The sequence below is a fragment of the Halalkalibacter sp. AB-rgal2 genome (genome assembly GCF_041821005.1).
In the GTDB taxonomy this organism is placed as follows: domain Bacteria; phylum Bacillota; class Bacilli; order Bacillales; family Bacillaceae_D; genus Halalkalibacter.
The window spans coordinates 59,645-74,683 of the sequence record NZ_JBGUAV010000024.1 but is presented as its reverse complement, the minus strand read 5'-3'; the positions used below and the strand labels follow the sequence as shown (position 1 = coordinate 74,683).

The 15,039-nt window shown below is 37.8% G+C and carries 13 protein-coding genes; 5 read left to right on the top strand and 8 right to left on the bottom strand.

Annotation, left to right across the window (positions count from 1 at the left end; genetic code table 11):
• Positions 1-222 precede the first annotated feature (222 nt).
• The 8 genes from ACERJO_RS16615 to dnaA all read right to left on the bottom strand — a co-directional run bounded on the left by ACERJO_RS16615 (position 223) and on the right by dnaA (position 10,412).
• Positions 223-1,293 (bottom strand): HD-GYP domain-containing protein, encoded by a 1,071-nt coding sequence (locus tag ACERJO_RS16615; RefSeq protein WP_247101350.1) that lies wholly within the window; start codon positions 1,291-1,293, stop codon positions 223-225.
• A gap of 174 nt (positions 1,294-1,467) precedes the next feature.
• Positions 1,468-3,957: a DNA gyrase subunit A gene (gene gyrA, locus ACERJO_RS16610; RefSeq protein ID WP_247101351.1), complete on the bottom strand. Its 2,490-nt coding sequence runs from the start codon at positions 3,955-3,957 to the stop codon at positions 1,468-1,470.
• Positions 3,958-3,982: 25 nt separating this feature from the next.
• Positions 3,983-5,911, bottom strand: a complete 1,929-nt coding sequence (gene gyrB / locus ACERJO_RS16605; RefSeq protein ID WP_247103021.1) for a DNA topoisomerase (ATP-hydrolyzing) subunit B — start codon at positions 5,909-5,911, stop codon at positions 3,983-3,985.
• Positions 5,912-5,938: 27 nt separating this feature from the next.
• Entirely contained in the window at positions 5,939-6,211 is a 273-nt protein-coding gene (gene remB / locus ACERJO_RS16600; RefSeq protein ID WP_373648183.1) for an extracellular matrix regulator RemB, read from the bottom strand.
• Positions 6,212-6,215: 4 nt separating this feature from the next.
• Positions 6,216-7,331: a DNA replication/repair protein RecF gene (gene recF, locus ACERJO_RS16595; protein WP_373648182.1), complete on the bottom strand. Its 1,116-nt coding sequence runs from the start codon at positions 7,329-7,331 to the stop codon at positions 6,216-6,218.
• 12 nt (positions 7,332-7,343) lie between these two features.
• The gene (gene yaaA / locus ACERJO_RS16590; protein WP_247101359.1) at positions 7,344-7,559 is read right to left on the bottom strand and encodes a S4 domain-containing protein YaaA; all 216 of its coding nucleotides are present in this window, start codon (positions 7,557-7,559) and stop codon (positions 7,344-7,346) included.
• A gap of 184 nt (positions 7,560-7,743) precedes the next feature.
• A complete protein-coding gene (dnaN, locus tag ACERJO_RS16585; RefSeq protein ID WP_247101361.1) occupies positions 7,744-8,886 on the bottom strand; it encodes a DNA polymerase III subunit beta in 1,143 nt (380 codons plus the stop codon).
• 167 nt (positions 8,887-9,053) lie between these two features.
• Positions 9,054-10,412 (bottom strand): chromosomal replication initiator protein DnaA, encoded by a 1,359-nt coding sequence (gene dnaA, locus ACERJO_RS16580; RefSeq protein WP_373648181.1) that lies wholly within the window; start codon positions 10,410-10,412, stop codon positions 9,054-9,056.
• 773 nt (positions 10,413-11,185) lie between these two features.
• On the opposite strand from dnaA, the gene rpmH reads away from it, so the two are divergent.
• The 5 genes from rpmH to mnmE all read left to right on the top strand — a co-directional run bounded on the left by rpmH (position 11,186) and on the right by mnmE (position 15,015).
• On the top strand, positions 11,186-11,323 hold the full coding sequence (gene rpmH, locus ACERJO_RS16575; protein ID WP_247101364.1) for a 50S ribosomal protein L34: 138 nt from the start codon (positions 11,186-11,188) through the stop codon (positions 11,321-11,323).
• A gap of 63 nt (positions 11,324-11,386) precedes the next feature.
• Positions 11,387-11,761, top strand: a complete 375-nt coding sequence (rnpA, locus tag ACERJO_RS16570; protein ID WP_247101366.1) for a ribonuclease P protein component — start codon at positions 11,387-11,389, stop codon at positions 11,759-11,761.
• Positions 11,762-11,804: 43 nt separating this feature from the next.
• Positions 11,805-12,581 carry a YidC family membrane integrase SpoIIIJ gene (gene spoIIIJ, locus ACERJO_RS16565; RefSeq protein ID WP_247101368.1) on the top strand — a complete coding sequence of 259 codons (777 nt, stop codon included), beginning with the start codon at positions 11,805-11,807 and terminating at the stop codon, positions 12,579-12,581.
• Positions 12,578-13,222, top strand: coding sequence for an RNA-binding cell elongation regulator Jag/EloR (gene jag, locus ACERJO_RS16560; protein WP_247101370.1), 645 nt, complete (start codon positions 12,578-12,580; stop codon positions 13,220-13,222). The genes spoIIIJ and jag overlap by 4 nt, the downstream gene beginning before the upstream one ends.
• A gap of 422 nt (positions 13,223-13,644) precedes the next feature.
• The gene (gene mnmE, locus ACERJO_RS16555) at positions 13,645-15,015 is read left to right on the top strand and encodes a tRNA uridine-5-carboxymethylaminomethyl(34) synthesis GTPase MnmE (protein WP_373648188.1); all 1,371 of its coding nucleotides are present in this window, start codon (positions 13,645-13,647) and stop codon (positions 15,013-15,015) included.
• Positions 15,016-15,039 lie beyond the last annotated feature (24 nt).

The following is a 15,039-nucleotide window of genomic DNA, read 5'->3' as shown; positions in this document are numbered from 1 at the left end:
AGAGCTTGTTTGGCATCGCTCTTAAGCGACTTTTAATAATATATCATAATCATCCATACACGTCAAACTTTTTTTAAAAAAACATAATAGTTTAATTCAACAATGACAAATAGAACCACACACATTGACTCAACTCATTTAAATGAGCCAACTGAACAGATCAAACATATCTTCCTATCATTTAGAGCAGCAAACACTTCGCTTTTTCCTTTTAATATCCAATCAATCATTATCAATTAATTCAGCAATAAAAAGAGAATGATTTTGTACTAGATTAATAATTTCACCTGATGAAAGTTTAACTAGTGGTCTAGTAGGATGTTGTTCATCAAAGAAGATAATTTGCGCTTCTTCTCCATTAGAAAGTCTAACGCGATTCCCATAAGAAATATAATTAATACTTTGCATCAATGCTTGAGTGACGTTATAGTCGAACTTACCAAATTGCCCCATAGAGATTTCCTCTAAAACTTGGAAAGGAGAACGTTTCCTCCGATAGTGACGTTCAGATGTCATAGCATGATAAACATCTGCAACCGCTACAATTTGACCGAAACGGTGAATTTTATCTTCCTTTATACCTAATGGGTAACCACTACCATCATTTCGCTCATGATGCTGTAGCACGGCCAATGTTATTAAATCTGTTATACCTGTCTGTCCTTTAATCATATTATAACTATAGATAGGGTGCTTTTTTATTTCTTCATATTCATGACTATTTAACGATTCATCCTTGTGCAATAATCTCGGTGTCATTTTCGCCATTCCAATATCAGCTAAAGTACCAGCTAATCCGATTTGTACACAATCCGCATGAGGATAATGTAACTTATACGCTAAATAATAAGAAAGAATCCCAACATAAATACCATGATGATATACATAATGGTCCTTCGTGCTATAGTGATGTAAATAAACTAATTTATTATGTTCCTTTTTTACTTGTTCCAACAAAGGAAGCAGAACAGCCCTCACTTTGTATAGCTCTACTTTTTGTCCTGCTTGCCACGTTTGAAATAAAGATTCATATTTCTTTACAGCATTTAAATACATAGATACAAAATCAACTAACTCTTCATGTTTATGATCATCAATGTCGTCGGGTAAAAACCGTTCACCGTTTGACTTTATTGATTTCACATGAATGGTCTCGACCATAAAGGCTTCTAGTACTGTAAGTAATTCAACGGTAAGGGTTGTATTCTCTTTCACCAATGGTAGCTTAGTTAACCCCTCCACATCTTTACTTGTAATACAACCTGGCTCTACTTGGCTTAATTTCACTTCCATCACCCACAACCTCCCCATACAAACAGTATTCAATGAAGAACTCAACTCATTTAGTTACCATAAATAGTGTGAAAAAGGTAAAACGGAAAGGGCACTGAAAAAGTGCAAGCTAACTTTTTCCAATGCCCAATTAATTGGCACAACCTTTTTCATATGACAGAAAATGCAAATGAACTATGATTCATCGTTTTCATTATCATTTAATTCGAATTCATCTTCGATAGAATCGCTAGCGTCCTCATCATCAATATTCACACGCGCTACAGTTGCTACTTCTTCCCCTTCATTCACACGGATTAGTGTAACTCCTTGTGTGTTACGTCCGGTCACTGAGATGCCTTCCACATTCGTTCTAATAACAACACCACTTACCGTAATAATCATAACATCGTGATGATCAGAGACCACCTTCAGAGCAACGACGGAACCATTTTTCTCGGTAATATTACATGTTTTAATTCCTTTTCCTCCACGATTTTGGATACGGTACTCTTCAATCGGTGTTCTTTTTCCGTAGCCCTTTTCTGTTACGATAAGTACATCATGATCCTCTTCAACAATATCCATCCCTACAACACAATCATCGTCCCCAAGTGTAATCCCTTTTACACCTGCAGCAGTACGTCCCATTAAACGAACATCATTCTCTGGGAAGCGAATGGACATCCCTTGCTTTGTTCCAATAATGAGCTCACGACTACCATTCGTCAACCGAACACCATGTAATTCATCATGCTCTCGAAGGGTTATAGCAAAAAGCCCACCTTTACGAATGTTAGCAAAATGCGAAAGCCCTGTACGCTTAGTTACACCATGCTTTGTTGCAAAGAACAAGTATGCATCTTCAGTAAATTCCTCAATCGGTATAACTGTACTAATCGATTCACCTTGTTCGATTTGTAGCAAGTTAATAATCGGAATCCCTTTAGCCGTTCTTCCTAAATCAGGTATCTCATATCCTTTTAATCGATAGACCTTCCCTTTATTCGTGAAGAATAGAATGGTGTGATGAGAATTTGTTGTGAATAAATGCTGAACAAAATCATTATCATTCGTTCCCATTCCTTGAATTCCTTTTCCACCACGTTTTTGGTTCCGATAAGTTGAAATAGGCATACGTTTAATATAGCCTTGATGAGAAATCGTAATGACGACATTTTGACGTGGGATTAAATCTTCATCTTCGAGATGATCCTCACTCATCGAAATAATCGTTCGACGACTATCGTTATATTTTTCTTTAATTTCTGTAAGCTCTTCACGAATGATTTCAAGTACTTTTTCCTCATCCGCTAAAATAGCCTTCAGTTCAGCAATCTTGGCGATTAATTCATTATATTCATTTTCTATTTTGTCACGTTCTAAACCAGTCAGTCGCTGTAATCTCATATCTAGAATTGCTTGCGCTTGCTCATAGCTTAGGTTGAAACGCTCTATTAAGCCATTACGTGCTAATTCTGTCGTTTGAGATGAACGGATTAATTCAATAACTTCATCTAGGTGGTCTAGTGCTATACGAAGACCTTCTAAAATATGAGCACGTGCTTCAGCTTTTCTCAATTCAAAAGCAGTTCGTCTTCTAATGACAACAATTTGGTGATCGAGATAATGCTCTAAGCACTCCTTTAAATTAAGAACCTTTGGTTGTCCTTGAACAAGTGCCAATAAATTAATTCCAAAGCTAGTTTGTAGAGCTGTTTGTTTATATAAATTATTTAATAGTACATTGGCATTTACATCGCGACGCATTTCAATCACGATGCGCATACCGGTACGATCAGATTCGTCACGCAGATCTGTAATCCCATCAATTTTCTTATCCCGAACAAGCTCAGCAATTTTTTCAATTAATCGAGCTTTATTCACTTGGTATGGGATTTCTGTCACAATAATTCGTTGCTTCCCATTGTGTTCTTCAATCGATGTTTGTGCACGTAATGTGATAGACCCTTTTCCTGTTTGGTAGGCCTTTCGTATTCCCGATCGCCCTAATATCTCAGCGCCTGTTGGAAAATCAGGCCCAGGAATATGCTCCATTAAGTCTTCTATCGTTAACTCTCGATCACGTGAAAGAGCAAGTACGCCATCGATGACTTCCCCTAATTGGTGTGGAGGGATATTCGTCGCCATACCAACCGCAATTCCTGAAGCACCATTAACAAGCAAATTCGGAAAACGAGCAGGTAGAACGATAGGTTCTCGTTCTGAACCATCATAGTTATCTTGATAATCAATCGTATCCTTATTAATGTCTCGAACAAGCTCCATTGAAATCTTGGACATTTTTGCTTCCGTATAACGCATGGCAGCCGCTGAATCACCATCAACTGAACCAAAGTTTCCATGACCATCAACTAGCATATAACGATAGCTAAAATCCTGTGCCATCCTAACCATTGTTTCATATACAGCTGAATCACCATGAGGGTGGTACTTACCAATGACTTCTCCGACAATACGTGCTGATTTTTTATATGCTTTGTCTGGAGTCATTCCAAGCTCATTCATCGCATATAGAATACGACGATGAACCGGTTTTAATCCATCTCTTGCATCGGGTAAAGCACGACTCACAATAACGCTCATCGCGTAATCCATAAACGATGCTTTCATTTCCTGACTTATGTTACGTTCTTTAACTCTAGATTGATCTTGCTCAGCCATTAATTATAAACCTCCATCTTAAAGCCTAAATATCAAGATTTTCAACATATTGAGCATTTTCTTGAATGAAGTCCCGACGAGGCTCAACTCGATCTCCCATAAGCACTTCAAATATTTCATCGGCTTTCATCGCATCTTCTAATGTTACTTGTAATACCGTTCGGTGTTCAGGGTCCATTGTTGTTTCCCATAATTGAGTAGGATTCATCTCTCCTAGACCTTTATAGCGCTGAATTCCAACTTTGCTCTTATCTGTCAAGTCCTTTAATGCTTCGTCTAGCTCTTTATCACTGTATACGTAAGATACTTCACGCCCTTTTGCTAGCTTATATAATGGCGGTTGGGCAATATATATATAACCTCTTTCAATTAACGGTCTCATATATCGATAGAAGAATGTCAATATCAACGTCCGAATATGAGCACCATCAACATCAGCATCTGTCATAATAATAATCTTATGATAACGTGCTTTTTCAATATCAAAATCATCACCAATGCCTGTTCCAAATGCCGTAATCATTGCACGAATCTCATTATTAGCTAAGATCTTATCTAATCGTGCTTTTTCAACATTGATAATTTTACCTCTTAGCGGAAGAATCGCTTGGAAATGACGGTCACGACCTTGTTTAGCAGAACCACCTGCAGAATCACCCTCAACGATATAAATTTCACTAATGGATGCATCCTTCGATGAACAATCAGCTAATTTACCTGGTAAGGAGCTTACTTCCAGCGCACTCTTTCTCCTCGTTAGCTCTCTTGCTTTCTTCGCTGCTTCTCGCGCTCGCGAGGCCATAAGTCCTTTCTCAACAATCCGCTTCGCTACTTGAGGATTTTCAACGAGGAAACGCGAAAAGCGTTCGCTAAATAATGAATCAGTAATCGTACGAGCTTCACTATTACCTAGCTTTGTCTTCGTTTGCCCTTCAAATTGAGGGTCAGGGATTTTCACAGAGATAATCGCTGTTAATCCTTCACGAACATCCTCACCTGTTAAATTAGGATCTGCCTCTTTAAATAGATTATTTTTACGTGCATAATCATTGATCACTCGTGTTAAACCAGTCTTAAAGCCCGATTCATGTGTTCCACCTTCATGAGTATTAATATTGTTAGCAAAAGAATAGATGTTACTAGCAAAGCTATCATTGTATTGGACAGCTACTTCAACCGTGATCCCATCTTTTTCTCCTTCAATATGAATCGGCTCTTCATGAAGTACTTCTCGTTTACGATTTAAATGCTCGACAAATGATGCGATTCCACCTTCATAGAAGTAGGTGCTACGATTACCTTCTTCTTCTCTTAAATCTTCAATATGAATGGTCAAGCCTTTATTTAAGAATGCTAATTCTCTTAATCGAGTTGCTAGGATTTCGTATTCATAAGCAATCGTCTCTTGGAAAATTTCTGGGTCTGGTTTAAATTGGATGATCGTTCCAGTTTTGTCTGTTTCACCGACGACCTTCAAATCTGCTGAAGGAACTCCTCGTTCATACTTCTGATAATAAACTTGTCCATCGCGATGGACATTCACTTCTAAAGACGTCGATAATGCATTTACAACTGATGCACCTACACCATGTAAACCACCGGACACTTTATAGCCGCCGCCGCCAAATTTACCCCCTGCATGGAGTACGGTCAGAATGACTTCAACAGCAGGTCGACCCATTTTCTCATGAATCCCAACAGGAATCCCTCGTCCATTATCTTCAACGCGAATACTATTATCTGCTTCAATCGAAACGGTAATTGTATTACAATGACCAGCCATCGCTTCATCTATACTATTATCAACAATTTCCCAAACTAAATGGTGTAAGCCACGAGAGCTCGTTGAACCAATATACATTCCTGGACGTTTTCGAACAGCTTCAAGACCTTCTAGTACTTGAATTTGACTTTCATCATATGATTGTTGTCCTGTCACTTCATTCACCCTCATTCTCATTGATCAAATGCACTTTTTATTTTACGAATCTACCTCTTCTTTATCTAATTGTATCTCCATATGACCTTGCGCTCTTCGGTTAAGAGTTAACGATGAAACAGGGGAGTAGTAGATTTCTTTATTTGTTAAGACAATTGATTTAATATAATCAGAAGATATAATTGTTGTCTGTTTCGACTTCTGCTCTCGCTTTAAGAAATCTGCTGTTATAGCTTGTTCCTTCGCATCATGGTTCAATATGGCAATAATCTCCTTCGAGCGGACCATAATATCTCCGCCTAAATGGATAAACATCCTCTCACCGCCTCTGATTTATCATTCCTTCTACTACATCATATACGACCGAATCTGATAATATTGCATCATCTATTCCATCAATGTTCGTTGTCGTGACAAATGTTTGAACCCTTTTGCGTATCGTTTGTAATAAATGCGATTGTCTATAATCATCCAATTCTGATAACACATCATCTAAGAGCAAAATAGGATATTCACCAATTTCTGAATAAATTAACTCAATTTCAGCTAATTTAATTGCTAGAGCTGTTGTTCGCTGTTGTCCTTGCGAGCCAAACGTTTGAATGTTGCGGCCATTCACAAAAAAGCCGAGGTCATCTCGATGCGGCCCAAACAGAGTAACCCCTCTACGTATTTCTTGTTCTTTTTTCTCTTTATACGTCGCATGAAATTCTTCTTTTAGTTTCGACAAATCCATGTTATCTAATACGTTTGACGAAGGAAGGTAGCGAATTTCTAACTGTTCTTTCCCTCTACTAATATCATGATGGATTGATTCTGCCCATTCTTGTAATTGCTTCACAAAAGCAAATCGCCGATACGTCACCTCTGCAGCTAACACAATCAATTGCTCTGTTAACACTTCTAGCATTTCCTTCGAACCAGCTTGAGCTTGCAACGATTTTAACAAATGATTACGTTGAACTAACACCTTATGGTAGAGAGCAAGATGATGAAGGTACACTTGACTAATTTGTCCTAGCTCCATGTCAAGGAATTTCCTTCTTACTTGAGGACTGCCTTTTACTAAGTTTAAGTCTTCAGGGGCAAACATCACAACATTAGCTGCTCCGATGTATTCACTTAGCTTTTTTTGCTCTAAGCCATTTATTTTGCCTTTCTTACCTTTATTAGACAAAATGATTTCCAAGCTCATTGGACCATTTCGCTTTTTAAAATGTCCTTCAATTCTCGCAAATTCCTCATCCCATGCTATCAATTCTTTATCCTTTGAAGTCCGATGAGATTTGGCTAATGCTAATACATAGATCGCTTCTAATACATTGGTTTTCCCTTGAGCATTCTCACCAATAAAAATAGTAATAGACGGATCAAAATTCAATTCTACCCGTTGATAATTACGGTATTGACGAATAGTAAGGCTGGTTATTTCCAAAAGGGATTCCCCCTAATTTGCAGTAATTTCAACTCGTGATCCATCCCCTAATATAATTTCATCACCAGGAACAAGCTTCTTCCCACGACGATTTTCTTCTTCACCATTCACATAGACTGCATATTCTGATAAATACCATTTAGCCATACCGCCTGTATCAATGACCCCTATTTCTTTTAAGGCTTGTCCTAATGTTATGTAAGCTGTTGAAATGACGATTTTTCCCATATGATCACATCTTTCTCTTCTAGATAGAGGGTAGAAGCTCACCTTACTTTAGCAAAGCAAGACAGCAAATCATGTGAAGTGAAATGCTGTCTTGTACTAAACGTTACATTTATCTTTCTTACTATTGTACTAAACCTCGCACAGATAGCCAAGTCCTTTTATTAGCTTTGATTATGAACTCTCTTTAATACGTTCGAACCGGAGAAAATAAATGTAAATAATGATCTTCATCAACAGGGCGAATGACAAAAGGACTCATAGCTCCTGTAAATGTTATAAGAATATCTTCACTATCAATAACCTTTAATGCATCGATAATGTTTTTTCCATTAAAGGATATTCTCATCTCTTCTCCTGTTATTTCAGTAGATTGTACACGTTCTACTACTTTTCCTATTTCGGGTGAAATGGATGAAATTTCAATCTCGTTATCTTCAATTGTTTTAAGTGTTACTACATTATTTTTCCCCTCTCTCGATAGCAAGAGAGCACGTTCAAGAGTATGCAAAAACGGTTTTGTTTTCAACGTAATAGACGTTTTTGATTGGTTAGGAATCATCCCTTTTGTCACAGGGTATTTCCCTTCAAGCAATCGAGAGAAAAAGAGCATATGCTTAATTTTAAATAGAATTTGACTCTCAGTCACGACAAATTCTATGTATTCATTGGAGTCGTCTATAATTTTATTTAATTCATTTAAGCTTCGACCAGGGATGACTACATTGGTTAGTTGCAACGATTGATCATTTATTTCAATTGTTGCCTTTCTTTGAGCCAACCTATGACTATCTGTTGCAGTACAGAGCAAGACACCTTCTTCCAGCTCTAAGTTTACACCTGTCAATACCGGACGTGTTTCCTGGGTGGACACTGCGAAAACGATTTGTCGAATAATGTTTTTAAACATGTTTTGTGGTAATTTAAAAACTTGATCCTCTTGAATTTGAGGAAGTCTTGGGTATTCTTCAGGATCTAATCCATTTAAATTAAAAACCGAAGATGCAGAACGAATTGTTGCCGTTAATGAATCTTGAATTTGAATTTCAACTTCATCACCAGGTAACTTTTTAATAATTTCCGCAAAAAATTTCGCTTGCAATACGATACTTCCTTGTTCTTCAATACGAACAATTTCACTTCCTTCTTCTTCTTTAGGGATAAATGTTTCAATTGTAATGTCCGAATCGCTCCCAGTTAAAGTAATTCCATCATGCTTAGCTACAATTTTTATTCCAGTTAAAATAGGCATTGTTGTTCTTGATGAAACAGCTTTTGCGACATGCTGAACATCATGAACAAAACGATCACGATTAATGAAAAAACGCATAATAAATAAACTCCTTATATATATAATATTTTTTTTAAAAAAAGTAGAAGTACTAGTAATAGGCGCTGTTAGTTTGTGGATAAGTAGCAAATACATACGAAAAACTAGCCTATCCACATGTGGGTAAAATGTTGATAGGCGGATTTTGTTATACACAATGTTAACAGCTATGGATTTCTTAGTAGATCAATTAACTCTTGAACTTTTGTTTGTAGCTCTTGGTCTGAATCGAGCAAGTTCGTGATTTTCTCATGAGCATGGATAACAGTCGTATGATCACGTCCACCAAATTCACTTCCGATTTTAGGTAATGAAGAATCGGTCAATTCACGAGAAAGGTACATGGCAATTTGACGAGGAAAAGCGACAGATTTTGTTCGTTTTTTTGCTTTAAAATCCTCTAATTTGACATTGTAATGCTCTCCTACTAATCGTTGGATATCGGTAATGGTCAGAATTCTAGGCTTTGAATTTGGAATAATATCTTTCAATGCTTCTGCTGCTAAATCTGCATTCATATCCTGATTAATTAGGGAAGAATATGCAACAACTCGAATAAGAGCTCCTTCTAATTCTCGAATATTCGTGTCTATTTGATTAGCAATATACAGCATGACTTCATTCGGGATATCAAGGTTTTCGGCCTTCGCTTTTTTACGTAATATAGCAATACGCGTTTCTAGGTCTGGTGGTGTAATATCTGTAATGAGTCCCCATTCAAATCGGGAACGCAATCGATCTTCTAATGTCGGAATTTCCTTTGGTGGTCGATCACTCGAAATGACAATTTGCTTTGATTCCTCGTGCAGTGCATTAAAAGTGTGGAAAAATTCTTCTTGAGTTTGTTCTTTTCCTGCTAGAAATTGAATATCATCAATTAATAGAACGTCTACATTGCGATATTTATTACGAAAGTGAACAGCTTTATTATCTCGAATCGAATTAATAAATTCATTTGTAAATTTCTCTGAAGACAAATAGACAACTTTTGCGTTTGGATTGTGGTCAATAACGTAATGCCCAATAGCATGCATTAAATGTGTTTTCCCTAAGCCGACGCCTCCGTAAATAAAAAGTGGATTATAAGCTTTAGCGGGCGCTTCTGCTACCGCTAATGAAGCGGCATGAGCGAAACGATTGCCTGATCCAATAACGAAAGTGTTAAACGAATATTTATCATTTAACATCGTTTTCGCTGCAGCTGGAGATGATTCGTTTTCCTCAACCTTATTTTTCTTTTTAGGTGTCGGTTCTGAGACGAACTCTTCATTTGAATCATGCTGCGGAATGACAAATTTCGGAATAAGCCTTGTTCCAGTAATATCTTCAATCGTATCTGATGTAAGCTCAGCATAATGATCTTCTAACCAATCTCGAGCAAATTCATTTGGTGCTGTGATGATAATCATTTCATCATGAATATCATTTGCTTTTGTTTGTTTCAACCAAGTTTCGAAGCTTGGTTTACTAACTTTCTTTTCGATTTCTGCAAGAGCTTTATCCCACAAATCATGAATATTCTCCAAAAACTTACCCTCCTAACTAAAAAATGATCAATTCAAGAGACAAAAAAATGTCGTGCAAAGCATAGATTAGAAAAATGAATAATTATGCATACACAACGATATTCACGGTTTATAATAATATAGTAGAAAAACGTCTAAAGAAGGATTCTGAACAACCTGTGGACAAGTTATATTGACAACAGACAGAAGATGTCCACAACGTTACCCACAACCTGTGGATATATCGGAGTGGTTGTTGCATTATCCACGAGTGAAAACATAATAATCATAGCAAAAAAAAGTCATACGATCAATGGTTTGTTCAATCTATCCACAAATACCTGTATATAGTAGCAGAGCACTATCCACAACACTATATATGTGAATTTCTTGTTTGTAAGGATGGTGATAATGATTAAACCCAAAAAAAGATTATCCACAGGTGGAAAACGATTGAAGTAATTGGATGATGTTACGGGAAACTACAACCTGTTCTGAAGTAGATTTGATTAGAGAGGTTAAAAGAATAAGGCTATTTAAATTGAAGAAGTTATTGAAGGATAGTCAAACGAGATGTAAAGAGGGCATGGCTAAGATCGTGAAGGAGGAGGACACTATAGTCCTGTGAAACGAATAAATGAGAATCTGTTTGTAAAGTAAATGAGTGTAAAAGATGATACAGCATATAGATAGTGAAGAGGGTTTAAATTATAACCTTGACAACACCCTACTCCTTTCCTTATAATTTACAAGAATGTCTAAGGAATAGTTTAATCCTCAGGGAGGTGTAATAAATGGGAAAACCAACGTTTCAACCTAATAATAGAAAGCGTAAGAAGGTACATGGATTTCGTACGCGTATGAGTACAAAGAACGGCCGTAAGGTGATAGCTCGTCGTCGTCGTAAAGGAAGAAAAGTATTATCTGCATAGGCCACTGTTAACAGTGGTCTTTTTCTAAATAGTAAGAAGAGTTAAATAAGGAGGACGTTCATATTGAGAAGTGAACAGCGGATAAAAAAGAGTCAAGAATTTTCAATTGTATTTAAAAAAGGTCAATCCGTTGCGAACCGTCAATTTGTCCTCTATATACTATCGAAGGAGGATCAGCCGTTTTTTAGGTTAGGTCTTTCAGTAAGTAAAAAAGTAGGTAATGCGGTTACTCGGAATCGAATTAAACGTTATATACGGGAATGCTTTCGCATAGAGCAAGATCAGATTAAAGATTGTTTTGATTTTATTGTGATTGCGAGGCAACCGACTGCGAAGATGAGTTTTCATGAAGTTGAGAAAAGTTTAATGCACGTTTTAAGAAAAGCGAAAGTACTACATAAGTATCACTCATCTAAGAAGAGTAGTAGGCTCGTTTGACGATAGATGGTTTAAATGTTCAGAGAAACAAGGAGGAACTTACGTGATTAAGAAGTTTGGATTGGTTGCGATGATTATAGGGCTGCTTCTTGTCATGACCGGCTGTTTTAACATCGAAGAACCAATTAATAGTAGTAGTGAGGGATTTTGGGATTCGTATTTTGTTTATCCGTTATCGTGGGTCATTCTTTTTGTAGCGGATATTTTTGGAGAGCAATCAGGTCATGGTTGGGCGATTGTCATCGTAACGATTCTTTTACGTATTTTAATATTGCCATTAATGATTAAACAAACGAAAAGCGCTAAGGCGATGCAAGCTGTACAGCCTGAAATGGCAAAGCTTCGAGAGAAATACAGTGCGAAAGACCAAAAGACACAACAACAATTACAACAAGAAATGATGCAGTTATTCCAGCAAAAAGGAGTAAATCCTCTGGCTGGTTGTTTGCCGCTCTTTATACAAATGCCGATTTTACTTGCGTTCTATCATGCGATTATGCGTACGGAAGAAATTGGTGGACATGAGTTTATGTGGTTTGCGTTAGATGCGCCAGATCCATTTTTCATCTTACCTGTTGTGGCTGGAATCACAACATTTGTTCAACAAAAGATGATGATGGTGACAGATAATCCACAAATGAAAATGCTTCTATATATTATGCCGGTTATGATTTTTGTGTTTGCGATTTTCTTCCCGACAGCATTAACGTTATACTGGGTAGTAGGTAACCTCTTTATGATAGCACAAACATACTTCATTACTGGCCCAAATGTTGGTAAGGATAAAACAGCTGAAGCGACAGGAGGCAAAAAGAAGTGAAACGTGTGACGGTTTCAGGGAAAACGATTGAAGATGCGATTGCAAAGGCGGTAGTTGAATTACAAACGACACAAGAGAAAGTAGACTATAACGTTGTGGAGCAGCCACAAAAGGGTCTTTTTGGATTGTTTGGTTCGAAACCAGCTGTTGTGGATGTATTTGTATTACCTGATCCGATTGAGAAAGCTCATTCCTTTTTACAGGGCACGTTAGATCATCTAGGTATAGAGGCAACGATTGAGAAGGAAGAAACGGATCGTGCGTTGCGTTTTAACCTTTCTGCTAATGAAGGAACGGGACGAATTATCGGCAAAAGGGGACAAACATTAGAGTCGCTTGAATTCTTAACGAACCTTGTTGCAAATCGTGAAGCGGACGCATACACACGGATTGAATTAGATGCGGAGAATTATCGTCAAAGACGACAAGTGGTGCTTGAAAATCTAGCTCTTAAGTTGGCGAAGAAGGCGAAAATGACGCGACAGAAAGTCTCATTAGAGCCTATGAATGCTGCTGAGAGGAAAATGATTCATTCCACACTACAATCCTATGACGGAATTGAGACAGTCTCTGAAGGGAAAGGGATTAATCGCCACATTGTGATTTTACCGAAAGGAAACAAATTCTCTTCTTCACTTTAAAAGTGTTGGTTCTATATTTAGAAGTTTATGTAGAAGAGGCTGGGACATAACTAAAGTGTCTATCTGGAAACCCGAACAAAAGATGAACGTAGCGGATGAAATATACGTAGACTCCTGCGGGATGAAAAGCCAAGGGTGAGACCCCGCAGTGCGAAGCACGAGGAGGCTCACCGGCTTCCCGCGGAAAGCGAAGTATATTTCAGGAGCGGTTTACGTCCTCCATCTATCATTGTTCGGCTTTTCTTTTAGTTAAACCACTTTTGTCCCAGCCTCTTCCTTTCGTGAAGGGCACCAAAAAAGTTAAAAACCAAACTTTTTCAGTGCCCTTTTCGTGTAAGTAGGGTACTCTAACAAGCATTCAATACAAATTAATGGGGAAAAATAGTACAATGATCATATTGTCGGAGGTGATCAGAGTGGAAATGGATACAATCGCGGCGATTTCTACAGCTCTTGGTGAAGGGGCAATTGGGATTGTGCGTTTAAGTGGTGAAGATGCGATAGCGATAGCTAATCAAATGTATAATGGAAAGCAATCACTCGAACAAGTGGAGTCTCATACGATCGTATACGGCTTTATTGAAGATCCGCGTACGAAGGAACGAATAGAAGAAGCAATGGTTACGGTAATGCGAGCACCAAAGACATTTACGTGTGAAGATGTTATCGAAATTAATTGTCATGGCGGAATTATGTCAGTGAATCGTGTTCTCCAGCTTGCATTAAGACTTGGCGCACGTTTAGCCGAGCCTGGTGAATTTACGAAACGAGCCTTTTTAAATGGGCGGATTGATCTTTCGCAAGCAGAAGCCGTAATGGATTTGATTCGTGCCAAAACAGATCGCGCTATGGATGTCGCTCTCCATCAAGTAGAAGGAAGATTGTCAAAGTATATTCAAGCATTACGGCAAGCGTTGCTTGAAACGGTTGCTCACGTGGAAGTGAATATTGATTATCCTGAATATGATGCTGAAGAGATGACTCATGATTTATTGCGTGAGAAAGCAGATTATGTCAAAAAGGAAATAAATAAATTGTTAGTCACAGCTTCACAAGGTAAAGTATTAAGAGAAGGGATTTCTACAGCGATTATTGGAAGACCGAACGTAGGCAAGTCGTCGTTAATGAATAGTCTTGTTCATGATAGCAAGGCAATCGTCACAGATATTCCTGGTACGACAAGAGATGTGATTGAAGAATATGTGAATGTTCGTGGTGTGCCGTTACGGTTAATTGATACAGCTGGAATTCGGGAAACAGAAGATATTGTTGAACGAATCGGAGTGGAACGATCGCACCAAGTGTTGAAAGAGGCCGATCTTATCTTACTCGTGTTAAATTATGGAGAAGAGCTTTCGGAAGAAGATGTCGCTCTTTTTGAAGCGGCTCGTAACATGAATGTGATTGTCATAGTAAATAAGACGGATATTGAGCAGAAGATAGATCTTACTGAAGTGAAGCGATTGGCTGAGGGGAGACCTGTTATGACAACATCGCTTCTACTTGATAAAGGAATTGAAGAGCTAGAAGAAGCGATTGCGTCTTTGTTCTTTGAAGGGAATATTGATCAAAATGATATGACGTATGTCTCGAATTCTCGTCATATTGCTTTATTAGAGCAAGCAAAGGGAACGATTGAAGATGCACTAGGAGCGATCGAGATGGATGTACCGATTGACCTAGTTCAAATCGATATTACTCGAGCATGGGAGCTATTGGGAGAAATCATCGGTGACAGTGTACAGGAAAGTTTAATTGATCAGTTATTTGCCCAGTTTTGTTTAGGAAAATAAATAATGAAAAAGGAGGTTCTTATC